Source organism: Leptospira ellinghausenii, from assembly GCF_003114815.1.
Lineage (GTDB): Bacteria > Spirochaetota > Leptospiria > Leptospirales > Leptospiraceae > Leptospira_A > Leptospira_A ellinghausenii.
In genome coordinates, this window is sequence record NZ_BFAZ01000008.1 from 95,759 (window position 1) to 120,739 (window position 24,981).

Genomic DNA, 24,981 nt, shown 5'->3' on the forward strand with positions numbered 1-24,981 from the left:
TTACCCCTTTTTTAGTGCGAGATATCCAGACGCTACAAGACCAACGATACTTGCAGGGGTTAGCTGGAACTCGACTTTAATTATGTAAAGCTCTAATGATACTGGTGATTCAAACAAAAACCGAGAGAGATAGGTTGTACCAAAGAGACGGTCCAAGACCACTCCTGCCACAGCTCCCGCCATCAGTCCCAAAAAAAGCACCAAAAGCAGGTTCCCCATCTGGGTTTTGTTCATCCAAAAGCACCTTTATTAAGCTTTCCTGTCAGAATTTGGCATTTGGGCAGATTGTCAAGGGGAAAGGAAAACCATGGGCGCACATTTCCGGCTCTCCGTCGGCGAGGGCGCTCCGTCGATCCGGGGCGCCTCGTTTCTGTTCAAAAACACTAACTGGAAACTCTAAGAGTTGAAATCCCGCCATCAAGGGGGAGCACCTGCCCTGTCATCCAACTTGATTCTTCAGTCAGTAAAAACTTTACCAAATTAGCGATGTCTTCTGGTTTCCCTATTTTTTTCAAGGGATGACGTTTTGCGCTCATTTCCTTTTTTTCGATTGTATTCAACAAATTACCAACTAACGGAGTTTCTGTGATAGACGGTGCAATACAATTGACACGAATGTTTGGTGAAAACTCAGCAGCAAGAGCTTTAGTTAAACCCTCTATTGCACCTTTGGAAGCAGAAACGATAGAATGAAAAGGAAATCCAGACTGAACAGCAACTGTTGAAAAAACAACGATAGATGCTTGCGTAGAAGTTTTGAGTCGAGGTAGGACCGCCTGGATTACTTTTGTCATACCGATCACCTGCAATTGATAATCCGAGATAAATTCGTCTGCACTCACCTTTACAAACGGTTTTAATACCACACTCCCTGGACAATACACCAGTCCATCCAACGTTTCTGGTAAAAAATCCAAATCCAACTTCTCTTCTAAAACATTTAACTTTCGATATCCCGCAAAACTCATGTCGGTTTCTGAGTGTTGGAAATAGGTACCATAAACCTCGTGACCTTCTTTGATACAAAGAGATGCGATTGCTTTTCCAATTCCTGAAGAGGCTCCAATGATACAAAGTTTCATAAAATCATTCCTAACAATTATGATAAAGAGAATTGATTTCCATTATTTTGGATTTTTTAAGTTTCATTTTTTAGACGGCATCAATAGAAGAGTGTACAATCCAAAAACTAAGAAAAGATAGGTAGATAAATAAATTGGATTGAAAAAACGAAACTTCCAAATACACATCTTTACCTTAATTACAAAAACCCAACAAAATTTGATTCCAAAGTCTTTAGAAAGTTTGAGTCATTCCGATTCCAACCCAAAATAAATTTCTTGGAATCATTTGGCTTTGGAGTCTGTTTTTTGCCCACACTTGAATCAAATCAGAAGTATCCAACTGGTTTATTGCACCGCTTATCAGGTCACTCTGAATCCCGAAAGTTTTAGAAGGATCAGAAGTCATTCCATCCCGTTCTGAAAGATTGGTGAGTGGAAGATTTGATTCAGAATTCACAAAATAAATCTTATCATTATCGTATAAATCAATCTCAGGTCTATGGGCATGATTCAATGAAAAGAAGTATTGATTCCATAAAAACTTAATGGTTGAAGTTATATCATTTAATCCTGATTTTTGCGAATCAGGATTGTTCACCCAAACATAACCGAAACTAGTTGTCCATTCAAAGGAAACTTCCTTTTCTTTCAGAAAATGATGCCCTATTGAAAACGATGAATATTGGCTTGAATAACCTGCTTGCGTATTCGCAGAAGTTTGTTTAAATGATTGGATCGTAGGATTCAAAGATTGTTTGAACCAAGGCAGCTCCCACCAAATAAAATATTCATTCCAAGTATTTTTCGAAGATCGATTTTTTTTAAAATACCACCAAGACCCAACAGTGAAGGTTCCGAATCGTCTCGTTTCCATTTCGTAGGCAAACGTTGTGAAAAGCCCATCCGTTCTCCCGAGTCCATTTCTTTCGGAATATGTTTTGATTTGGGTTGGATTGATTGCACAAGGATTTGCAAAAGGATCATTTGCTAAAGAAGGATTACAATTTTCCGAATAAACTGCGTTAGATGGATCATAAAAATTGATATTGTCATTGGGATTAGTTAAAAATTTTCCAGTCCATCGATTGATATCGATTTCGTTTCCACCAGGATAAGATTGTATCCTTTGATCCGAATCGCGATCTCCTCTCCCTTTTAAGGCAATATTTGCTTCTAATTCGAAGAAAAAACCGTTTGTATGCGTAATTCTAGCAACTGGAACATACGTATACGCTTCTGAAATACTTTTATAAGGTAAATTGTCTCGCCTGGAAATATAATCTCCAGAAAAACTTTGCCCTCTCCAAACAAAGTCATTTGTGATCTCATGAGTTACTTCTATAGAAATCGTCTCCTCTTCCTTCTCTATATCCTCCTTTTCTCCCTGAACTGATTCCTTATTTTTTGGAGAAACCATTCCCTTTTCCTTAGAATCAATCGGTGTAGAAATGTAGACAATCAAAAGTACTAAGCCAAAAACTCGAACAAAACTATTTGAAAATAAAAATCGATTCATGGGGAAATGTGATCGATGCAGAAACTAATGACAAACATCTTACGTAAGACATATACGAAGTTTTCTTCGTTCATTTTATTTTTCAGAATTAATTATTTTTTCCTTCTAAATCGAATTCCCAGAGGACCCACCTGGTACAAATAACCCACGACAAACGGGGAAGTTCAATTGGAAAATTGTCGGTTTGTTTCGATCGAACTGCTCACATGGGAAAAATCTGAAGCTTCGGGACAAATTGACCTTTTAAGAATTAAAGCAGCATTGAACTTCCTAAAATCTTCGTCACGCGTTACCATTGATGAGTCTAGTTCATTTTTTGTATCAAAGTAAAAATCCCCAACACAATGACTCAATAAAACTAAAAAAACACTAGTTGTCCGATTTGTTTTAACATTTCTTAACTTAAAAATTTTATAATGACATTTGAGTTAAATGGAAAAACTGAATATTCAAATCTATTTTAATTCTTAACAGAAATTTGTTGATTCAAATTTCCCAGGAAATGAGTTCCCAAATTTTAGTATCATTATCAAAATCGAAATAGGCCATATGAAAGAACCAAAAGAACACTACGAAAATCATTTAGGAATTTTTTATTCATGGATGCTCGGAGACCTCGAACCAAAAATCCAAGCTTTCCAAGAATACTTAATACAAAAAAAATTAACACCGCTGAACAAGGAAGTTTCCATCGACTTGGGTGCAGGGAATGGATTACAATCGATCGCATTGGCTCGGTTAGGATATGAAGTCATCGCCATCGATTTTAATTTGCAGTTATTAAAAGAATTAGAAGAGACGAGAAAAAAGGAAAACCTTCCCATCCAAACCATCAATGCTGACATTTTGACTGTTTCTCAATGGAAAAACCAAAACCCCAGTTTTCTTTTGTGTTGTGGAGACACGTTAACACATCTTTCCTCCAAAAACCAAATCCAAGAATTTTTAAAACTCTGTTATGAAACCTTAGCTCCGAATGGAAATTTACTCCTCTCCTTTCGCGATTATTCCAATCCTTTACAAGGCGATTCACGTTTTATCCCTGTCAAAGCAGATGATAACCGCATACTCACTTGTATCTTAGAAGATGAAGGAGAAAAACTTCGAGTCACCGACCAACTGTATGAAAAATTAAATGGATCTTGGTATATGAAAATCAGCTCTTACTACAAAACAAAACTCTCAACAGATGAATGTCTTACTCTCTTACAAGACATTGGATTCCAAATTGTATGGGAAGACATCTACCAAAGGATGACGACCATTTTGGTAAAAAAATAAAACTGCCAAAGTTACTTACGCAACAATTCACTAAACAAAAAAAGAGGAAAATTCCATTCAAATTTTCACTTGATGGATTCTCTATTTATGGAATACTAATGTTCCTGGCTTCCCAATGAAAGAAAACGAAGACATCACTTTAGAGGAGGCAAAAGAAAAAATTGCCTACTTAGAAAATCTTCTAAAAGAAAAAGACCAAACCACCTATAAAACTTTTTTTGACCAAGATGAAGATGCCGTTGTTGTATTTGATTTGGAGAGTCAATTATTCATCGACTGTAATGCTAAGTTAACAGACATATTGGGTTTTACTAAGAATGATTTATTAAGTTTATCTGTTATAGACATTAGCCCCAAGTTCCAACCAAACGGACAACCTTCTCCAATATTAGCAGAATTATATATAGAAGAAGGATTTAAAAAAGGAAATGTAAAATTTGATTGGGTACACTTAAATCGCGATGGTGAAGAAGTTTACTGCGAAGTCAAACTCTACAATTACATTTCAGAAGATGGGAAACGGATTGCGCGAGGAGTCATCCAAAAAAAGGACCAACTCATCGAACTTCAAAAAAAGTTAGGAGAAAAAGAAAAATTACTCACCAAAGTTACCAAAACTCTTCCTGCTATCATTTACATCCAAAACCTGACAACGGATGAATTTTTATACTTAAACAATAGCATAGAAATTTTTTTAGGATTTGAAGTTGAGCCTATCCTCAACTATGAATACCTAATTCAAAATATTTTACATCCTGACGATCTTCACCTCATAGAAGCGCATTCAAAAAAAATGTTAGAAGAGAAAAACACTGACATTTACGTATTAGACTTCCGTGTTTTCGACAACAATGGGAACATCCATTGGTTTCGAGTTTGGGAAACCAATTTTTCTTTTAATAAAGATGGAATTCCTACGGAAGTATTGGGTGTTGCCCAGGACATCACTTCAACCAAAAAGATTGAATTACAACTAAAAAAACAAAACGAATTAGGTGAAGAGATTCGAAGGATTTCAAAATCTGGTGTTTGGGAATGGACAATTGAGTCAAATCAAATGTTTTGGACACCTGACTTGTATTACTTACTAAACGTTAATCCAAATCATTTTTCGCCCACCATACATTCATTAATCGAGTTTTTTGCAATTGATAGCCAAGAAACTTTAAACCAAGCATTAACGAAAGCAAGGATCGAACATTCTCCCTTTGATTTAGAATTAGAAATCAAAGGGAATCCCAATATATGGGCCAAAGTACAAGGAAAATTCATTTTATCCGAAACAAATGGCCCCATCATTATTGGAAGTATTGAAAATATTGACGAAACTAGAAAAAAAAGAATCGCTCTGTTAGAAAATGAAGCAAGGTTTCATAAAGTTGCCAATCAAACAGGACTCATCATTTATGATTATGATATCACTGAAGATAAAATTACCTGGGATGGAGCGATCAAATCTGTTCTTGGATACGAAATCGAAGAATTCAATCATTTGGATCTTAATGGATGGCTAAATCTAATCCATCCTGACGACAGGATGTTCACCAAAGAATTATTAGCTGATGCAATTGGTACAAAAAGCCCTTACCATGCTTTCTATCGTCTGAGGAGCAAAGATAATACTTACATACCAATAGAGGATAGAGGTACATTCATCGGAACTGATCTCACGAAATCAACAAGACAGGTAGGTGTTTTGGAAAATGTGTCTGCAAAATTCGAATTTGAATCAAAATTAGAAAGTAAAGAAGAAAGATTCCGCAATTTTTATAACTTTGCAAGCGAAGCAATTATTATTACGGAAGGAGATATGATAGTAGATGCAAATCTTGCATTTAAAAAATTGTTTGGATATGATTCATTTCAAAAAGTTTCCATTCGCGATATTATTTCAGATCCTCTTTGGGATGGATTGGAAAAAAAAGAAAAAAGTTTTTCATTAGAAGGCATCAAAAAGGACGGAACCTTAATCCCAATCCAAGTGAATAAAAAAGAAATAGAAGAAAGCAAATGTATTTTGTCTTTTATCGACCTAACATTGATCAATGAAGCAGAATCAATCAAAAAAGCACTTAGAGAAATCCAAGAAAAAAATAATCTGATTATCACCCAAAAACTTGAATTAGAAAAAACATTAGAAGAGCTAAAAATTACACAATCGCAATTGATCTTAAATGAAAAAATGGCATCACTTGGCCAACTCATTGCTGGAATCGCACACGAAATCAACAATCCAATGGGCGCCATACAAGCATCCAGCCAACTGATTTTAGAAAACATTAAAAACCAGATGATCAACCAAGAAAAAATCATTCAATTGTTATCATCCAAACCAAAAGAAAAACGAGAAATATATTTTACTTGGATGGTTGATTCTTTTTTAAAAAGAAACCATTTACATGGGTCAGAAGCAAGAAAACGTAAAAAGTTGATCCGAGAAAAACTGGAATCATTGGGTTGTAAAGATGCTGATTTTGTAGCAGAGGAAATTGTCGATTTAGGTGTTCAAAATTGTTTATACATGATTGAACACTTATGCCATGAGGAAGATTTTTTAGATTTTTTTAATTATGGGATGGATTACATTCATACAACACAAAATCTAAATTCAATTCTTGAATCAATCCAACGAGTTTCAAAAATCCTTTATGCTCTCAAAAACTTTTCACATTTTGATAAACAAGGAGAAAAAATTGAAACAGACTTAATTTCAAACATTGAAACTGTTTTAATCCTTTATAATAGCCAAATTAAAACGGGTATCGAAGTGATTCGCAACTACCCCGATTCTCCTCTATGGATACGTTGTTTTCCCGATGATTTAATCCAAGTTTGGACAAATTTAATCTTCAATGCCATCCAAGCAATGTCATACAAAGGCACTCTTACCATTACAATCAAAAAGGAATCAGAAAAACAAGATGGAACCAGATGGATCAGTGTACTGATTGAAGATACAGGTTGTGGGATCAAAGACGAGATAATAGGTAGGATATTCGAACCATTCTTCACCACAAAAGAGTTAGGTGAGGGAAGCGGGTTGGGCTTAGACATTGTAAGACGAGTGATCTTCAAGCACAATGGTCATGTTTCGGTCGATTCCATACCTGGCAAAACAACATTTAAAGTTTCCCTCCCACTTTAAAAATTCCTATATTAAATTAAAAATTAGATTGAAATTGTTTTAATTTGCTTAAAGTCCTTCGGACAATGTATAATTTTTTACTCAGTTTACTCCCTTGGACCAAAAAAGAATGGACTGATTTTTTTGCTGATCTGGCTCCCCTTTTGGGATTGTTTCTTTTTGCATCCGAACCTCGAAATATCATGATCGCATTATATCCCGAACTATATTTTGTATTTGGTTTTGGGATGTTAAGACTCATTTCTTGTGCTATCTATGCTGCCATTCAACAGGGTAAAGGAGCTGGATTACAAGATTTGGATATCCCGAAACCAATCATTGGGAAAATTTTCTATTTCATTTTTGTTCCTTTTTTTGGAACTATTCTACTTATCGCTCTTGTTTGCATTATAAGTTTACTCATTGGTTTTAATTTTTTCTTTTATTTGATGATTGAACTCTTTTTGAGTGTTGCAACGACAGGTGCACTGGAAACCAATTTTAATTTTTTGACTCTGTATCAGTCGCTTAATTCCCAAGAACAGTATTATATTTGGGGTATTTTTTTATTTGCATTGTATCGATATTTACCAAAGCTATTCGATTTTTTTGAGACAAAAGCCTACAAAAAATACAATGAATCTTGGGCATGGGTTGTTATGGGTATGCCTAAAATTCCCAAACAAAACCAATTCCAAAAAATGTTAAATTCACTGAGATCACTGTTAGGTGCAGTTAAGAATCCATCCGATCTTTGGGAATATACACCTTTGTTCTATTTTGGATTTTTATTCTTTTACTTCGGTTCCCTCATTTTAATGATCAAACTTCCAGTATCGGGTCCTATTATCACACTGGTGATCAAAGCCTTTGTAGAAATGTATTTTTTTCGTATGTTCAAAGCCATTCCGAACCAGCAAATGAAGCTTCTCAAATAACACCGGTTTTGTTTTAATTTTATCCTAACAGATGTTATTTATTTCCAAATACCATTTTTCCCATGATTTGTTTCATAAGGAAGGTTCTAAGATTCCTTGGCAGAGATAAGAGAGAATAACCTAAAAATTTTGATAAAAATCCAGGTCGAACAGTCACTGTTTTTCCCAATTTTTTTAGAACAATTTTTGCGATCCCCTCGGGAGACTGTGCATTTCCCATAAACATACCAGCTCGGTCTCCAAAACCAGATTGAACAGGTCCTGGTGCAACTGATATCACATCAACTCCACTCTTTTTATATTCCCAATAGAGTCCTTCCGCAAAACTTTGAATAAATGCTTTTGTAGCAGCATATGTCGCAGTCCAGGGTACTCCTTGAAAACCAACAAGCGAACCAAATAGAATAAGACCTTTCCGTTCACCTTTGATATTCTTTTTTAGAAAGTGATGAGATATTTTAACTACAGATTTACAATTCAAATCTACCATACTTGCTTCATTTTCAATATCTAATGAATCAAATTTTCCACCAGATCCAAATCCTGCTGCAAGCACCATCAATCCAAAATCATTCAAATCAATGACTTTGAGCAAATCATCAACATCTTCCTCTTTTGTTAAATCCTTTGGAAAAACAGTCACTTGTATTCCGAAGTTTGTTTCAAATTCCGTTTTAATCCATTTTAATTTTTGAACATCCCTTGCCACCAAGTAGAGAGAAAATCCATTTTTAGCTAATTCATAAGCAAAATCTTTTCCGATTCCGCTGCTTGCTCCTGTAACCAATGCTAAACGATTGTATTTTAGATATGTATTCATCTTCAATCCTTATGGTTCATTTTGATTTGGATCAAAAGTTTTGATTTCACATTCACTACCGCCTCATCGAATGTAGGTGGTCCAAATGGATGCATAGGTGGATTCCTTGAAACTCCCCAAGGTTCTCTTGGCAAACCAATGAACGTTGTGTCCATTTTTCCATTTCGATTTAAATCTTCTAAGACAGAAACTGCATACTCTTTATCAGGGATCCCTTTAAAATGACAGATTGTTTTCTGATTGTTAGTTTCCACTCCAACTATTTTAAAACTTGCATGTTTTTCATCTGCAAGGAATCCATTTTCTGTTTCATACACAGCACAGCGAATGATTGACTGATTGGATTTACGATTGAGTATCTCCACTTCCAGATCAGCTGCGAATAATGAAAAAAAAGGGAAAAAGAAAAATATCCCAAATCTTTTGATGAACAACTCCATTCCAACACCCCTTGTTGCCAGTGACAACATTGTTTACAATGTCAACATTTAGGCTATGTTCAAATTCCCGTCAAACTTTTTTTTAATTTTTCCAAACAAAGCAAATGGATTTTAATAGGTCTAGGCAAATGATGTCTTTGTTTTCAATAGGATACCAACTACAAATAAGTCTTAACTAAACTTTCTGCAGTTGGTATTTCCAATCATAGATTCTTATTTTTGAGAAGCCAAAAGATAGGAAGCACTGTCTTCATAAAAGTGATAGGAAATAATTTTTCCATCTTTTAATTCAACCTTTAGTGCCCAATCACTTTGGAATGGTTTACCCGTGTTTTTAATGATATGAAGGAAAGATCCACTAGCATAAGCGACATTCCCTCTCCCAACGATGTGTTCTACTTGGAATTGTTTTGTATCAAATTCTTTTCCCATATTAGATAGAAAATCTTCCACACCTTTTAATCCTCGGTAAGATCCATATAACTGACCATCGTTTCGACTTTCATTACGAACCGCCGTGATGACAGCGTTTTCATGAAAACAACCGATAACTCCTGTCATATTCCCTTTCCCAAATTCGTTAAAAAAAGTTTCCAATACCTTATCACTGGAAATTCGACTTGTTTTAGCGAATACCCCTACACTACCCAACACCAATGTTGCCAACAACAATACAGGTTTCATACTGACTCCTTTATTTTCGATACCATTAGTATCGTATATCAATACTGATAGTATCGAAATAGAATTGACGTCAAACTATTTTTTATAAAGATTTATCTATGGTTCAGAAAAAAAATGCATTCAAAACCCAAGGAAGACCCAGATCGGAAGATTTGGAACCAATCGTTTTAAAAGTTACCTATGAAATGTTAGCAAAAAAAGGGTATTATGGTTTTTCTTTGGATGAAATTGTCGCTACTACTGGTATTGCAAAAACTACCATATACAGAAGATGGCCTAATAAGGCAAAATTAGCAATGAGTTCCGTATCTCATCTAATCTCACCTTTTTTGGAATTCCCAACAAACGAACCATTTAACAAAGCCCTCATCAGCCAAATGGAATCCCTATCGAATTTATTTAATGGAAAGTTTGGAAAAGTGATCGCAACTTTAATAGGTGCAGGACAACAAGATCAGGAACTTTCTGAGTCCGTCCTAAAAGAATATTTATTGCCAAGAAGATTGGCCGCAAAAGGTTTTTTTGAAAATGCAATCAAAACTAAACAAATCAAATCATTAAGTGACGAAGAAATAGAAGTTTGTATGGACATTCTTTATGGAACTTTGTACTTCCGTCTTTTACTAAAACACAAAAAACCTATCTTTTCTGATCTAAAACCATGGTTAGAGTTATTTTTAGAAACACTCAAGAAATAACATTGATTCAATGATTTTCTTCTTTTTATTTTTGAATCTTTCCGGTATGATCGTAGTCATGAAACGTTTTCGGTTTATTTCAATATTCTCTTTAATTGTCTTCCAATCATGTGTTGTTTTCCAAGCAACCAAGGTACCTTCTAATAATTTAAAAGGAACATTAATGGGAGATGTTTCTAAATCTCCCAAAATTGTATTTTTAGGTGATAGCATTACTCATGGTCGAGTGAGTTATGACTATGTCGAATCAATCCGAAAAAATCCAAAATTGGCAAATGCATTAGTTGTAAATGAAGGGATCAACAGTCGATTGACGGTGCAAATTCTAGAGCAATTGAATTCTGTAATCAAACTACAACCAGATTATGTTTTTATCATGATTGGAACCAATGACTTAAAAGCCACATTATCAAAAGAAGAATATGATCAGTATGCAAGTTTATGGAATTTAAAAGAACCAGTTACCGAAGATAGTTTTGTTCAGAATATTACTACCATTGTACGACGGATACAAAATGAAACCAAAGCAAAGATCATTGTTTTTTCTCCTCCAATTTTAGGAGAAGATCCAAATTCCATTCCATTTTTAAGATCCAAACGTTTTGCAGAACTTACAAAGGATGTCGCAACAAAACAAAAAGTAATGTATAAACCACTCCATGAAACCTTAACAAAAGGATTGTTATCGGTACAAGATCTCAAGAAAACACCTTATGTCAAAAATACTTGGAACATGTATTGGACAATTTTAAAGTATTATTCCACTACATCATCTTGGAATGATTTAGGTGAGGCTAACGGATATTATTTTCTAACTGACGCAATCCATTTAAATGAACGTGGTGGCCAAGTAGTAGAAACAATGGTTTTAGAAACTTTGTTTTCACAAGGAATATAAAATTCTACTAATACATTCGTTTCCAAGATCCAGGAGATTTATGTCGGAAATCCCTGGATTCATTTTGAATCCGCAAAAAAAAGGAAGTCTTCACTCGAAATTTCAGGAGTACTACGAAGCATTTTAGGCATCGTAATCTTTTCTTTCTGGACAGAATTTCATTTCCACCTGTACAAACAAAGGGATCTCAGAATTCTACGTTAATTTTCGTCTCTTACATTGAGGAAGGAACATGGCTATAGAAACAGATGAAATTCAGAAATTTGAAAGAACGTTATTCCGAAAAGGTGTTTCACTCATCGTTTTTACTAAGTATGGGTTAGGAATTATTTTCCTTTTAGGTGTCGCCTCTAATTATGCGACTAAAAGTTTTTTACCTAATTTGATAGGATCCCTAATTTATTTAGTCAATGCCATCATACCAGGTTATTTACTCAAAAAAGAAAAAGAAATTTCAAAACGAATGGCGGCATCCGTAGTATTTATCGATTTGATCATCATCGTGTGTTTTTTCTATTTAGATATTTATAATAATTATACAAAAGCAGATGCTAGTAATACATTAAGTACGGGAATATTTTACATTATCTTCATCTTTATCGCTATCTATTCCAGCTTTTTATTTGATACTAAATTGGTGATGACGATCGGTATACTATCAACTTTTTTGTATATCGGTGGGATTTATTTGTCCCATTCATTAGGTTCTGTTTTTATTCCAAAACCATTCCCTGAAATGTTACGAGCAAATCATATCATTGTCACCACCGAAGTTCAGAAGATTATTTTCTATTTTGGCGTTATTTTTAGTTTACGTTTTGTTGTTTCTTTGATGAGAGAAATGCAAAATGATCTAAAATCTAAGTTAAAAGAAAGTTTAGACAAACAATCAATCATCACAAACAAATCACATCAGTTAGAAAAATCAGCAAACACTCTCGCCTTGTCCGTTGGAAAATTACAGTCCATGTCTGACGAACTCCACAACCAATCGCAAAACCAAGCAGCATCAGTGGAAGAAATTTCCGCATCCGTTGAAGAACTTTCTTCATCGGCGATCAGTTCTGCAAACTTGGTGGAAGACCAAGTCACACGTGTCAAAATTGTGGATCAAAACTTTTTATCACTCCAAAATATAAGTGAGAGTGTGAAAACAAAAACAATGCAAATTGCAAAGGATGTCAGTATTTCTGCTGATTATAGTAAAAAAGTAAAAATTTCTTCAGAAGAATTAAACAGCATCTATTCAGAACTCAACCAAGCATTTTCGAAAGTGGAAGAAATCAACCAAATGATGTCAGAAATTGCAGATCAAACCAACTTACTAGCGCTAAACGCTTCAATCGAAGCTGCACGTGCAGGTGAACATGGTAGAGGATTCGCAGTTGTTGCACAAGAAGTGGCAAAATTAGCGGAACGTTCGCAGTCCAATGCAGGAACGATTGCAAAAATCGTAAAGGACGCGGGATTAAAAATTAACGAAGGCACTCGATTCTCCAAAGAAGTGAAATCACAAGTGGAAAATCAAAATAACGAGTTGTTACGGATTGAAAGTGAAATATTAGGTCTAGAAGGACATGTGACAGAACAAGAAGTCCTGAACCTAAAACTTAGAAACACCTTCTCCGAACTCCATGTTCTATCCGAACAAATTGGAATCATTGCTCAGGAACAAATGACAGGTAGTAAGGAGATCAATCGTGCGATTTCTGTCATCGATGAAACTACGCAAAAACTCGCCGATTCGGTTGAACTCCTCTACGAAGAAATCAATGAAATTCACACTCAGGCAAAACAATTGAATTTGGTTTAGGGATTTAGATGAGATGAATTCAGTTCGTAACTAAAACCTGTCTTTACAACTTCCAATCCTTCTAGATTTTTGGGATATTGGCAATAAATTTCTCGCAGAAGTGAAATCGGAAATGATCAAATCCCATACAACTCTTAGGCCTCGGAATGGCCAACGTATCGAAGATACGATAATGGACCTTCTCGAAGAAGATCCATACAATGAAGAATTACTCATTCAAAAATTACAAAAAAACCAATTTCAAAATAAAGACCATTCTCAAATTTATTCTGCTGTTTTGAAAGTCTTGACCTCGCTTGACATTCCAGAAACGGATTCTAAAGAAATTTGGGTAGAAGTTTTAGAAAACCGAAACAAACTCGCAAACTGTTTAAAACGTCCTGTTGGATTTCGAGTTGCACTACTTGATTATTTTATCAATCAGAACAAAAAAATTAAAAATCCAAAAATCATCGAACTTCGTTTATTTGCGGAAACTGAAAAACTCATTTTAGTGGATGAACTGACAAGGTTATACAATCGTCGGCATTTTGAGACAGCGTTAGTCCGAGAATTCAAACAATCCACACGTTACAATCAGAATCTTTCCTTACTCGTTATTGATATTGACGATTTTAAAAAAATCAATGATACATATGGTCATTTAATGGGCGATGAGATCCTAAAACAAGTTGCCAATAAAATTGCAACGAGCTTAAGAATGGAAGACACCGCGTGTCGCATTGGTGGTGAGGAGTTCGCCATCATATTCCCTCAATCAAATGAATCACAAGCAATGATCGCTTCTGAAAAATTATTAGAAGCATGCCGAACCATTCAAATCAGTGGTAAATCTGTTACCATCAGTGGTGGGCTTGTTTCTTTTCCTGAAAAAGTGAAACGATGCGAAGATATGTATGATTTTGCGGATAGAGCATTGTATACAGCCAAAGATTCAGGAAAAAATCAAATCGTTGTTTATTCCAATGAAAAAAGAAGTAGTTTACGATTTGAAGCAAACTTGGAATTATTTTGTGTTTTACCAAATAGAACCATTCGATCTATTTCTAAAAATATTTCAATCACTGGAATCGCATTTGAAACAGAAGATGATCTATTGGTGAACGAACCAATACAAGTTTTATTACGTGAAACTGATTCCAATCATGAAATCAGTGCAAAAATCAAAGTAGTTCGTAAGCAAAAAATTGGTGAAAAAAATTACAGTGTAGGTGCTGAATTTATCGATTTATCCAACGAATCTCAAACCAAATTAGCAGATCTTTATTCACTACACCAATTTAAAGCAAAAAGCCCGATTGGTGTAGGTTCTTAATTTAACGTGGGTTAGGCATATCCGATAATCCGCCTGCATTGATGACTGAGGAAAATCCACTCGCCGATAATATTTGTTTTGCCCTTTCACTTCTTGCACCAGATCGACAATAAACAACAATTTTAGATTGTTTGTTTTTGAATGTGCCTAATTCCATAGGCAATACATCAACGGGTATGTTGATGGCTCCAGGGAAATGACCTTCTGCAAATTCAGACTTAGTCCTTACATCAACAACCACTGCCCCTTCCTGAATCCATTCTTGAACCATTTGTTTATCTCCTTTTGATTGAATTTTTTTTACAAAAACGAAGAGGAATCCGATGATCACTCCCACTAATACAAATGTTTTCATAATAACCTCTTTTTTCCATTTTTTAGTTGCCACAGATTGAGTCAAGAAAAAGTATATACCATAGGGGGTATGGTATTATCCCTGAAACCCATCTCCGAAAGGAAAATGGAGTTGATTGAATGATCGGAGTGAGGATAATCAAACCATGATGATTACTGACATGAACAATGAAATCGATATCAAACCACTTTATGATATAGAATCAGGGACTTGGACTTATTTATTACTCGACAAGTCAACGAAACAAGCGGTCCTCATCGACCCAGTATTAGAGAAGTTAGATAGGGATTTAGATTATTTAGTTTCGATGGGATACAAATTGGTCGCGACTATCGAGACACATATGCATGCAGACCATATAACGGCTGCAGGTGAATTACGGGAAAAAACTGGTTGTGAAGCCTATGCTCCCCACTTATCAGGCGCTGAATGTGCGACTCATTTTTTAAAAGACAAAGATTTGTTACAAATTGGGAAACTCAACCTAGAAGTAATCCACACACCAGGTCACACCCCTTGTTCGATTTCTTTACTCCTCAATGGAAAATATGTTTTTACTGGAGATGCTCTCTTTGTCAGAGGATGTGGCCGAACAGATTTCCAAGGTGGAAGCGCAGAAGAATTATACAATTCGATTACCAATAAATTATTCCAACTACCAAATGATACCGTTGTATTTCCTGGACATGATTACAAAGGCTTTGTTTCCACAACGATTGGTGAGGAAAAAAATTGGAATCCGAGAATCGCAAAAAAATCGGTAGAGGAATTTAAATCAATTATGAACAATTTGAATTTGCCAGAACCAAAAAAGATACACGAGGCAGTGCCAGCAAATCGTGCTTGTGGAAAAGTAGTATGAGTATCGGAATCTTATTTTTACTATTAGGAATTGGAGCTGGAGTTCTTGGAGGACTCGTTGGCATTGGTGGAGGTATTTTACTAGTTCCGGCACTTGTATACTTTTTTGACTTCAATCAAAAATTAGCACAAGGTACAACATTAGCTGCGATGGTACCTCCAATTGGAATCGTTGCAGCTTACATATATTATACGAGAGGAGAAACAAATTTATTTGCAGCAGCTCTCATCAGTGTTGGATTCATTTTAGGTAGTGTCTTTGGTGCAGGAGCGGCTTCAAAAATTGATACAAGTGTACTTTCTCGATTTTTTGGAATCTTCACTGTGATCGTTGGGCTTAAAATGGTATTTTTTCCGAAATAAAATTGAGAAAAATATCGTTGCAGGAACATCTGAATCTATTTTTCATTCAATGGTGTTCGGATTTTATTTTGCACTTTTTTGGTTTTTAATTCGATTTCTTTTTTACGGAATTAGTTTTCCAGAAGTGTTTTTCCCACCGATCACGTTTCTTTTTTGGTGGAATTTGGTTTTCACTTCTCTTTGGCTCTTACTAATTCTGATTGTGGTGATAGGCTTTTTGGGAGTTTTACTTCGAATACCGATTTTGGGAATCCTCGTTCAAGGTATACGAAACCAAGTAGCAGAAATTGGTTGGATTTCATTTTTAAAAAACCGAACCTTCATTTGGCTTCTGAGCCAAACATTCGTTTTAGTTGGTTCCTTTTATTTTCTCCATTCCAAAGACAAAGACCAGACGATTCTTTTCCTCTGTTTAAGCCTTATACTTTTAGGTTATTATCTAAAACAAAAATTCCACAAACCCTTAGCACAGTTTTCAGGGAACAATCGAATTTTTATTTACCGCAGTGGCATGGAAAATCCGAATACCAGAGACAATTTCCCTTCTGAAAAAGATGTTACACCTCCCTAGGACTCAAGTAATCACTATTTGAAGAGATTTTCCGACCAAATTCCGTTGGGAACCATCTAACGAATATGTCCTTCCTAGTTCCCAATCGATCCAAATCTCCTTTCACTTATCTCCCAATGTTGGCTATCGTTGTATCTTATTTGTTTTGTGGTCCAGTCACTGAAACCTCGAAGGTAGAGTCAGTGCCACTGGTGACACAACCAGGCCAAAAAATTGCCGTATTTGCGGAAGGTTGTTTCTGGTGTTCAGAACATATTTTTGAATCTATTCCTGGTGTACTCGATGTGACTTCTGGATATGCAGGTGGACACACGGATAACCCAACGTACGAATCGGTGAATACAGAAACAACGGGCCATGCTGAATCGGTACTTGTCGTATATGATCCCACTAAAGTAAGTTATGCGGAATTATGTAGGGTATTTTTTCTATCACATGATCCAACAACTAAAGACAGACAAGGTCCCGATATAGGATCCTCATACCGTTCTATACTCTTTTATTCCAATGATGAAGAATTCAAAACAGCAAATGAAATCCTAAAAGAAATCCAATCAAAGAACATTTGGAAAGGAATTTTTGTTACCGAGTTTCAAAAGTTAAAACATTTCTATCGAGCCGAAGGTTATCACCAAGATTTTATTCAAAACAATCCCAACCAATCTTATGTTTTGGGAGTATCAATTCCTAGATATAATGAATTTGAAAAAAGATACCAATCCTATCAAAAAACATTGAAAGTCAATTCATTACCATAGGAAACACTAAGGACAATTCTTTTTAGAATGAAAGTAGTTTGAGTTATAGAATTATATTACTTAGTCAGCTGAGTATTGTTCTTTAATTTTCGTACGAAAAGAATCGAACTCTGCTTTTGATTGAAACTTACAAACCTTAAGTATTTCCGCAGGAATTTCGGAGGACTTAGCTTCTTTTGCATTGATGGCAATCATCATATCACTTAGATAAATTGGATAAATAATATCAACATACACATCATCTACTAGTAGTGGTCGGTGGTGGTATTCCATTGCTTTTGTATAAAGAATAGGAAAACCCCATTTTTCACCAACCATTGCTCCTAATTTAGAATGAGTGATCCCAATGGCAGACTCTTCCATACTTATCGTAGAGGCAATTTCTCGCGTAGTTGAAAACGTTTTAATTTTGTTCATGTGGTGTTTGTCAAATGATAACAATAATATTTCACCAATGTCATGAAGGAGTGATGCAGCAATTAAATTACTAAGATCCGACTTGTTTAAGTCCATCCTTTGGCCAATGGACTTACAATAAAATGCTGATTCGTTTGATTTTTCCCAAATTGCAGTAAAAGCTGGGAACTTATCTTCTAACATTTGTTTTGTTGCCAAACTATACAAAAGAGTTTGTAGTTCTTTTAAACCAATCAACTGAATAGCACGATCTAAACTTTCCACTCTGCCTCCTCGTCTAAAAGCAGCTGAATTGGAGAGTTTTAAGATATTTGCTGATAAAGCAATATCACGTTTGATCATTTCAGCAATTGTTCCAATACTAGAATTTGGTTTATCAATTGCGTCTTGAATATCTTTGATCGATTTTGGGAATGTGGGAAGATTGTCGATTTGAGAAACTATATGATCTATTTTTTCTAACTGTTGATTTTCCTTAGAGACTTTCGCAGGAATATCGATCATAAAGACTGTTTTGTTTTCGCCAGATTCAAACTTAAAAGCTGATTCACCTAGTCCGTCATTTTTTAACATCATAAGAGTCATGATAAGACCAAGGCCTGCACCTTCCTGATCATTTGACATATCCATAAAGGCATCTGCTAAATCATTGTATGTTTTTGCCTTAGATATTCTTTCTTTGATTCTTTCAGCTTCGATAGGAGTCAATTGCACATTATTCATAATTCGAATGCGCATTAAACTTCTATTGTGAATGAAGGATACGAATACACCGTAGTTATTTTTTTGAAGAGATTCTTCTATTTCATCTCTGTTTTCAATATAAGTTGATTTGAATTCATTGATAATCGATTCGTATTCTTTTTCGTCTGTAATGTCTGTTGAATTATTTTTAAAAAATACACGTTTTGCATTTGCTTTGATTGCATTTGTAACAGTTTCTTTCATGGCCGCGAGAACGGAATCTCTAACAATAATTAGGTCCAATTGTAATAAAAATCGGTCAAGAGTTTGGTATAAAGTATTTTCTACTTCGTCTGTAATTTGAAAAAACTTAAAATGGAATGGAGTGTTCTCTACAATTGGATGATTGATATCTTCAATATTAGTATGAAGGCCCAATTCACGTTTAAACTCTAACGAAACAGCTTTTGGACTAGCCATAAAACCTCTTGAAACTAGGATGTGGGGAATCCCCTAATCCTCTCTGAACTGTATACGTTCCCTCTCCATCGAACGCAATGATTTTAGAAAAGCAAGCGTTTAACAGGAAAAAGATGGAGCTTTCATTGTTGTGACAAGTACTGAAAAAAAGATTCGTTCCTTCACTAAAATTGCTACATTTTTAGGCAGGGCTTCAAAAAATTTTAATCTTAGGTAGACCTAAATTATATTTCACTGCAATGATTCGGATGATCACCACAACACTTGCAGAAAGACTTAAATTAAGATTACCATCAAATTGGAAGGAATTTAAAATAAGATATAAGATGGCTCCCGCCAAACAAGCAGTAGCGTATATTTCTTTTCGGAAAATAAAAGGCACTTCGTTCATAAGTGTGTCTCGTATCACTCCACCAAAGATTGCCGAAATCATTCCTAGTAAAGCAGAGGCAAAAAAATTAACACCATGGTCTAGAGCAATTCTTGTTCCAAGCACAGTATAAATTCCTATTCCTAACGTATCAAATAAGAAGAGTTCACTTCGGAGTTTGGTCAAACGTTTTGGAAAAAAAATGACGAGTAAAAAACCAAGAAAAATTGCCCACAAAATGTTTTCATCTTTAACCCAGGAAACGGGATAGTTTCCAAGCGTGATATCTCGTAATGTCCCACCTCCGATTGCGGTAATAAAACCAGTAAAAAAAACACTAAAAACATCATGATGGTGTTCTTTGTGTTCCAAGGCGGCAACCGCTCCGGAAATCGCAAAAACCATGATCCCTGCAAGCCCAATGTAATAAGAAAAGCTAAAATCCATAAAAATAATCTAATTTTCTCAATTTAGACGGAAATAAAATGACAATCGGTAACCCTCTCAATTGTTATCATTAATAGAGTGTCCGTTTTATGATCAGCAAATTCATGAGGAAATCTGTTTTCATTGTTTTTTTCCTTTTCCAAGCTTGTATCCCCACAATTTCCAAGAGTATCATGCAATCAGTTTCTGACTATTTGCAACTCAAAAGCATTCTAAATACTGGACCCTTCACCATCTCGGTCAAAGTATCAGGACTTCTAGGTTCAGGGCTTACACTTTCTCTGAATTCGGGACAAGCAAACATCACAGTCAACTCAGATGGTGATTACCAGTTTGAACCTAAATTACTCACTGGTGAAAATTTTAATGTCACCATCACAAACCAACCAGTTTTACCAAACCAATCTTGTACGGTAAATGGTGGAACGGGTGTTGTCGGATTTGGCAATATCAATTCTATCATTGTCAATTGTGATCCACTTCGGTACAGTATCGGGGGAACTATCTCTGGTCTTGATGGAGCCACTGGTTTAGTTCTCACAAATGCCTTCGACGGTTCCACATTGTCTGTTGCAGTTGCTTCTGGAACATTTGCTTTTACACAAACATATGTTAGCGGAAGCACTTATAGTGTTTCTGTGACAACACAACCAAACCATCCAGTACAAAATTGTGTTGTGACAAATCCTTCCGGTACCATTGCCTCGGCAAATATCACAAATATTTCTATCAGTTGCACATCAACAGCTTACCCAATTGAAATCACTTCCTTTGGTATTGGTTCTGGTACGTTAATTTTAAGTAATAATGGTAGTGAGACCATTTCCATTACAACAAATGGATTAAATCGATTTGCGACCAATTTACCTCCTACGAGTACATACAATGTACAAATTGTATCAGTCCCGACAAACCACCAATGTGTGTTATCTTCAACATCTGGGACCGTTGCAGGCACTGTTTCCATTCAAGCAAATTGTTTTAGTGTATTAGATTATACTCCTCGGAATGGTGGTATCTTGCAGACAACTGAATCTTTACGATTGGTTTTTTCTGCTGAGGTGAATACGGGAAGTTGTGCGGGTTCTTCGGGGACACTCAACACCAATTTGGCACTTCCCATCAATTTTGCACTAGCAACTACCAATTTTACAAACGATACTCTCGTAATCTCTCCAGCACCAACAGATAGTTGGGTGACAGGCAATCGTTCATTAGTCCTAAATTGCCTTTCCAATATTGGTTCCCATCCACTTTCAACAAGTGTCACCCTAACTTATTTAGTGCCATCTACATTACGTTATGTTTCTGATGCGAGTGGAAACGATTTAAACGATGGATTAACACCCGCAACTCCCAAAAGGAATATCCAACCAGCAATTGATAGTTTTGTAGGATGCCCTTCAAATGCTTGCGCCGTACTTGTCACACAAGGATCCTATGACCCCGCAGCAGTCGGCGCAAGAATCCAACTAGTATCTGGAATTTCCCTTTTTGGAAGTTACGAACCAGGATTTACAGAATGGAAACCAACTGACAAAGATTCGACGATCCTCATGGATATGGTCCCTGCTTTTTGTGCTACAGCAAATAGCATCAATCCTTGCGCTTCGATTGCTGCCGATTCTTCGGTGACAGCGACAACGATCATTTCTGGCTTTAAAATTTTATCGGGTGATAATGCTCCCTACATGACAGGAGTGTTCCTGGATTCTACAAATAGTGTTCGGATCATCGATAGTACCATTAATGGTGGTACAGGCACGAGTGTATCCAGTGGTATCTATGCGATCAATAGTACACCCATTTTAATTCGCAATCAAATTGAAGGTGGGATTTGTACCGCAAATAATTGTAACTCTTCAGGTGTTTATATGACATCTGCTGCCTTAATCGCTCCCTTTATCGTGGGGAATACAATTGATAGCGGAAATGGTACAGGTACTCAAGTAACTTCACGTGGGATTTTTTATAATGGAAGTGTCGGTTTAGATGTCACCAATATCCGACTCAACCAAATTACATCTTTACCATTGGATAATACCACAGCAGGAACTACAACTCTATCCATTGCTTTTGACATTTCCTCGTTAAGTAATTCGTCCACAGGAGTTCTTGCTGGGAATCAATTGGTAGCTGGGACTGCCAATACTTCCATTGGAATTCGAATCCAATCACCCACAGGGATTCAAATTGGCACTGCTCTTCAAGGGAATAGCATCACAACAGGTACTACAGCTTCGTTTAAGTCGAATGGTATGTATCTCACTTCAGGCCATACCATTCGCAACAACTATATTTACCTTGGGTCCGCAACGAATGCAAGTTTTCCAACAGCAACAAATGGTATCGAAATTTCTTCAGGTGGTGCCACAGCAATCATTGAACGTAATACAATCATAGGAGGAAATGCAACTAGCAGTGCAAAGGCAACTGTGTTTGGTATCAATGCAACTTCATTGACTGCTACTTCATCCATTTCTGGAAATTACATTCGATTGGGAAGTGCCAATGGAACAGGTGCAACGATGGTGTCTGGAATTTACCTTCAATCCCCGAATGGCTTTTTAGTTGCGAATAATTGGATCCAAAATGGTTCGAGCAATGTGTATGCGAGGGGGATCGATATCTCAGGAGTATTTAGTCCTCTCAAGATTTACCATAACACAGTGAGCAGCGGAACATCTTCAGTTTCCGGGAATGAAGCTGTATTACAAATTAACTCAAACTCATCTGTGTTAGTTGAAAACAATATATTTTTGCTAAATGATAATGTGGGAAATAATGCATGCATCGTAGACCTTGTTGGCCCACAAACTTCTATCCGATTCAATGTATTTCATAATTGTTCAAACCTGGTTTACAGAGCTCCGCTGTATTTTACAGATTTGTGCGCAGGAGGAGTGCCTGGAACTTTAAGTTGTATCACTCCACTAGGACTGAGTGCTAATTTTGGAGACAATTTGGCATTGGACCCAAATTTAGGATTAAATTTTGGTGTCGTTGCGAATTATATTCCAACAACTGCCACGTCTTGCCTCATTACAAAATCTACGAACAACATTATTGCTGATAGTTATAATGGAGTAGGTACAAGGCCAGGTGGAGATGGTTTTGTCTCCCTAGGTGCTATTGAATACAATCTAGCGTGTACACCTTAGTTTTCACTAAGGTAGTACATAAATTCCAACTCGATCATTGTATAAACTTCCAATGTACAATTGGCGTTTCTTTTCAATGACACTTGTTACATCCTTTAAATGTTCACCAGTCGGATCTTGTACGGTCATTAAAACTTTACCATTCCCGTCTAACTTCATTGCGTATCCATAAGGTTGAGCTTTGGGCCATAAAAACTTCGGTAAAAAATAAATCATTTTTTTTACCACGGGAGATGGGTGCATATTGTCCATTCTGTCATTCCTTACTGTAAACAATGCTACCCAGAACTCTCCGTTTTCATTTCGAGTGATGTTATCTGGAAAACCAGGCAAATTTTCAATGATTACTTCCGAAGTTCCTTTTTTGGGACCCTTTAACCAAAGTTTAGTGATCCGATAACGGTATGTTTCATTCACCAAAAGGAAATCTTCATTTTTTGATAAAGTGATCCCATTTGCAAAATACAAATCTTGGAGTAATAACTGTGTTTCCTTTGTTTTTGGATCGTAAACAAAAACACGACCATAAGGTCTTGCTTCTAATAAGTCATATAGATATTCTTTTTGTTCGTAAATTGATGCATCTGTAAAATAAATTTTTCCGTCTTGTGCAATATCCAAATCATCTGTAAACTTGAAAGGAACTCCGTTATATTCGGCAACTAAAGTGGTAATTTTGCCGGATTTATCCATAGATAATAGTCCTTTATAAGCATCAGCTATGATTAAGTTACCTGCCTTATCAAATTGAACTCCGAGTGGTCTACCAGAAGTTTTAGCGATTGCTTTGATTTCCCCTTTGAGTGTAATTCTGATGATGCGACCATCTTTATCTCCACCATAAATATTCCCATCAGAGTCAACATCAAGTGACTCAAGACCTTTTACTTTACCAATGGCAAGAAGGATTGCTTTTTGTAATTCTGTATTTGGCTCATAAATCCCCACTGGTTCTGGTTTCAGTGGAGGTTCATACGCAACAGGAGAAAAAGTACGACAGGAAATAAATCCCAACAAAAATATAATTTTGATTTGTAATAGTTTCATTTAGAACTCATCTCCTTTTCAATCAAAGCATCCTTTACAGCCCAACGGTCATCCACCCAACGTTTCATTTTCTTTGACATTGGAGCAAATTGTTCGTTTTCCTCGATGGGTACTTGTTCTCTTGGAATCACATCAATAAAAACTTTTAACTTTCGAATTTTACCAGACATCAAATCCAAAAAACTTGGGTTTTCAGTAGGATAAACAATAGTTAAGTCAATAAAAGCATCAAGCGAATTTCTCAATGAAGTGGAAACAACGGAAATCCCACCACTATGTGGGCGAAGTAAATGTTTGTAAGGATTTTTCTTTAATAACTTTGCCATACGCTCAGGTGTGCGCCTATGTCCTTCCAAAAAGTTCAAAATCGAAAAAGGCATCCCATTGAACTTTTCACAAACTCTTTTAACATTCTCCAAATCTTTTGTAGCCAGTTCTGGATTTTTTTTCAGTTGTTCACGGCTACTTCGTTTGACAAAAGGAAAATCTAATGCGAGCCATGCATGTCCGAGCACAGGAACATATTTTAAAGAATCTTTGATGAAAAAACGGATGAGAGGGATTTTTCTGTTTAAAACTGATTGGATGATATAAATATCCGACCAAGATTGGTGGTTACAAATAATCATATAACTTCCATTTGGTTTCAATTTTTGAAAATTTTCACCAACTACTTCGAATTGGACACCATATAAAAAACGAGAGATTCGGTAATTATTTTCGATCCAAGCCTCTCCTACTTTCACGAGCAGACGATCTCCCAATCTTCTTACGGAACCAGACGTTAACAATTTCCAAATATAAAGTGGATACATTGTAGGAATGATCCATAGTAAATTTAATAAAAACAAAATGTATGCAATGATTAATCCCAAT

The 24,981-nt window shown here is 35.9% G+C and carries 23 protein-coding genes; 12 read left to right on the forward strand and 11 right to left on the reverse strand.

Features of this window, described 5'->3' with window-relative positions; all coding sequences use genetic code 11:
* The 3 genes from DI076_RS07640 to DI076_RS07650 form a co-directional block, all read right to left on the reverse strand.
* Complete coding sequence (locus tag DI076_RS07640) at positions 1 to 234, reverse strand: hypothetical protein (RefSeq protein WP_108959352.1); 234 nt, start codon at positions 232 to 234, stop codon at positions 1 to 3.
* Positions 235 to 383: 149 nt separating this feature from the next.
* Entirely contained in the window at positions 384 to 1,082 is a 699-nt protein-coding gene (locus DI076_RS07645; RefSeq protein WP_108959353.1) for an SDR family NAD(P)-dependent oxidoreductase, read from the reverse strand.
* Between the two features lie 214 nt (positions 1,083 to 1,296).
* Positions 1,297 to 2,481, reverse strand: a complete 1,185-nt coding sequence (locus tag DI076_RS07650) for a hypothetical protein (RefSeq protein ID WP_135358383.1) — start codon at positions 2,479 to 2,481, stop codon at positions 1,297 to 1,299.
* A 648-nt stretch (positions 2,482 to 3,129) separates the two neighbouring features.
* On the opposite strand from DI076_RS07650, the gene DI076_RS07660 reads away from it, so the two are divergent.
* From DI076_RS07660 to DI076_RS07670, 3 genes are all read left to right on the forward strand, one after another.
* The gene (locus tag DI076_RS07660; RefSeq protein WP_108959355.1) at positions 3,130 to 3,861 is read left to right on the forward strand and encodes a class I SAM-dependent methyltransferase; all 732 of its coding nucleotides are present in this window, start codon (positions 3,130 to 3,132) and stop codon (positions 3,859 to 3,861) included.
* 115 nt (positions 3,862 to 3,976) lie between these two features.
* On the forward strand, positions 3,977 to 7,006 hold the full coding sequence (locus DI076_RS07665) for a PAS domain S-box protein (RefSeq protein ID WP_108959356.1): 3,030 nt from the start codon (positions 3,977 to 3,979) through the stop codon (positions 7,004 to 7,006).
* A 65-nt stretch (positions 7,007 to 7,071) separates the two neighbouring features.
* Complete coding sequence (locus DI076_RS07670) at positions 7,072 to 7,923, forward strand: hypothetical protein (RefSeq protein ID WP_108959357.1); 852 nt, start codon at positions 7,072 to 7,074, stop codon at positions 7,921 to 7,923.
* Positions 7,924 to 7,957: 34 nt separating this feature from the next.
* Here the strand turns inward: DI076_RS07670 and DI076_RS07675 are convergent, their stop codons facing one another.
* From DI076_RS07675 to DI076_RS07685, 3 genes are all read right to left on the reverse strand, one after another.
* On the reverse strand, positions 7,958 to 8,743 hold the full coding sequence (locus DI076_RS07675; protein ID WP_108959358.1) for an SDR family NAD(P)-dependent oxidoreductase: 786 nt from the start codon (positions 8,741 to 8,743) through the stop codon (positions 7,958 to 7,960).
* 2 nt (positions 8,744 to 8,745) lie between these two features.
* A complete protein-coding gene (locus DI076_RS07680) occupies positions 8,746 to 9,183 on the reverse strand; it encodes a DUF2141 domain-containing protein (protein WP_217349940.1) in 438 nt (145 codons plus the stop codon).
* 213 nt (positions 9,184 to 9,396) lie between these two features.
* Positions 9,397 to 9,867: a nuclear transport factor 2 family protein gene (locus DI076_RS07685; protein WP_108959360.1), complete on the reverse strand. Its 471-nt coding sequence runs from the start codon at positions 9,865 to 9,867 to the stop codon at positions 9,397 to 9,399.
* Positions 9,868 to 9,965: 98 nt separating this feature from the next.
* On the opposite strand from DI076_RS07685, the gene DI076_RS07690 reads away from it, so the two are divergent.
* From DI076_RS07690 to DI076_RS07705, 4 genes are all read left to right on the forward strand, one after another.
* Positions 9,966 to 10,565 (forward strand): TetR/AcrR family transcriptional regulator, encoded by a 600-nt coding sequence (locus DI076_RS07690; protein ID WP_108959361.1) that lies wholly within the window; start codon positions 9,966 to 9,968, stop codon positions 10,563 to 10,565.
* Between the two features lie 10 nt (positions 10,566 to 10,575).
* Positions 10,576 to 11,463, forward strand: a complete 888-nt coding sequence (locus DI076_RS07695; protein WP_245918326.1) for an SGNH/GDSL hydrolase family protein — start codon at positions 10,576 to 10,578, stop codon at positions 11,461 to 11,463.
* A gap of 232 nt (positions 11,464 to 11,695) precedes the next feature.
* Positions 11,696 to 13,276 (forward strand): methyl-accepting chemotaxis protein, encoded by a 1,581-nt coding sequence (locus DI076_RS07700; protein WP_100726998.1) that lies wholly within the window; start codon positions 11,696 to 11,698, stop codon positions 13,274 to 13,276.
* Positions 13,277 to 13,388: 112 nt separating this feature from the next.
* The gene (locus DI076_RS07705; RefSeq protein WP_108959362.1) at positions 13,389 to 14,591 is read left to right on the forward strand and encodes a diguanylate cyclase; all 1,203 of its coding nucleotides are present in this window, start codon (positions 13,389 to 13,391) and stop codon (positions 14,589 to 14,591) included.
* Position 14,592: 1 nt separating this feature from the next.
* On the opposite strand, the gene DI076_RS07710 is transcribed toward DI076_RS07705, so the two are convergent.
* The gene (locus DI076_RS07710; RefSeq protein ID WP_108959510.1) at positions 14,593 to 14,946 is read right to left on the reverse strand and encodes a rhodanese-like domain-containing protein; all 354 of its coding nucleotides are present in this window, start codon (positions 14,944 to 14,946) and stop codon (positions 14,593 to 14,595) included.
* 145 nt (positions 14,947 to 15,091) lie between these two features.
* Between DI076_RS07710 and DI076_RS07715 the strand changes: the two genes are divergently transcribed.
* The 4 genes from DI076_RS07715 to msrA all read left to right on the forward strand — a co-directional run bounded on the left by DI076_RS07715 (position 15,092) and on the right by msrA (position 17,499).
* Positions 15,092 to 15,808 (forward strand): MBL fold metallo-hydrolase, encoded by a 717-nt coding sequence (locus tag DI076_RS07715; RefSeq protein WP_245918327.1) that lies wholly within the window; start codon positions 15,092 to 15,094, stop codon positions 15,806 to 15,808.
* Entirely contained in the window at positions 15,805 to 16,170 is a 366-nt protein-coding gene (locus DI076_RS07720) for a TSUP family transporter (RefSeq protein ID WP_108959363.1), read from the forward strand. Before DI076_RS07715 ends, DI076_RS07720 begins: the two co-directional genes overlap by 4 nt.
* Positions 16,139 to 16,741, forward strand: coding sequence for a hypothetical protein (locus DI076_RS07725; RefSeq protein WP_369689762.1), 603 nt, complete (start codon positions 16,139 to 16,141; stop codon positions 16,739 to 16,741). Before DI076_RS07720 ends, DI076_RS07725 begins: the two co-directional genes overlap by 32 nt.
* 65 nt (positions 16,742 to 16,806) lie before the next feature.
* Entirely contained in the window at positions 16,807 to 17,499 is a 693-nt protein-coding gene (gene msrA / locus DI076_RS07730; protein ID WP_108959364.1) for a peptide-methionine (S)-S-oxide reductase MsrA, read from the forward strand.
* A gap of 60 nt (positions 17,500 to 17,559) precedes the next feature.
* Here the strand turns inward: msrA and DI076_RS07735 are convergent, their stop codons facing one another.
* Positions 17,560 to 19,080: an HDOD domain-containing protein gene (locus DI076_RS07735; RefSeq protein WP_108959365.1), complete on the reverse strand. Its 1,521-nt coding sequence runs from the start codon at positions 19,078 to 19,080 to the stop codon at positions 17,560 to 17,562.
* A 193-nt stretch (positions 19,081 to 19,273) separates the two neighbouring features.
* Positions 19,274 to 19,897 carry a trimeric intracellular cation channel family protein gene (locus DI076_RS07740; protein ID WP_108959366.1) on the reverse strand — a complete coding sequence of 208 codons (624 nt, stop codon included), beginning with the start codon at positions 19,895 to 19,897 and terminating at the stop codon, positions 19,274 to 19,276.
* Positions 19,898 to 20,001: 104 nt separating this feature from the next.
* On the opposite strand from DI076_RS07740, the gene DI076_RS07745 reads away from it, so the two are divergent.
* Entirely contained in the window at positions 20,002 to 23,058 is a 3,057-nt protein-coding gene (locus tag DI076_RS07745; protein ID WP_245918328.1) for a hypothetical protein, read from the forward strand.
* Between the two features lie 6 nt (positions 23,059 to 23,064).
* Here DI076_RS07745 and DI076_RS07750 read toward each other — a convergent pair whose 3' ends face one another.
* Both DI076_RS07750 and yihG read right to left on the reverse strand, forming a co-directional pair.
* Positions 23,065 to 24,105 carry an SMP-30/gluconolactonase/LRE family protein gene (locus tag DI076_RS07750; protein ID WP_108959368.1) on the reverse strand — a complete coding sequence of 347 codons (1,041 nt, stop codon included), beginning with the start codon at positions 24,103 to 24,105 and terminating at the stop codon, positions 23,065 to 23,067.
* Entirely contained in the window at positions 24,102 to 24,980 is an 879-nt protein-coding gene (gene yihG, locus DI076_RS07755) for a 1-acylglycerol-3-phosphate O-acyltransferase, YihG family (protein WP_108959369.1), read from the reverse strand. The genes DI076_RS07750 and yihG overlap by 4 nt, the downstream gene beginning before the upstream one ends.
* Between the last annotated feature and the right edge of the window lies 1 nt (position 24,981).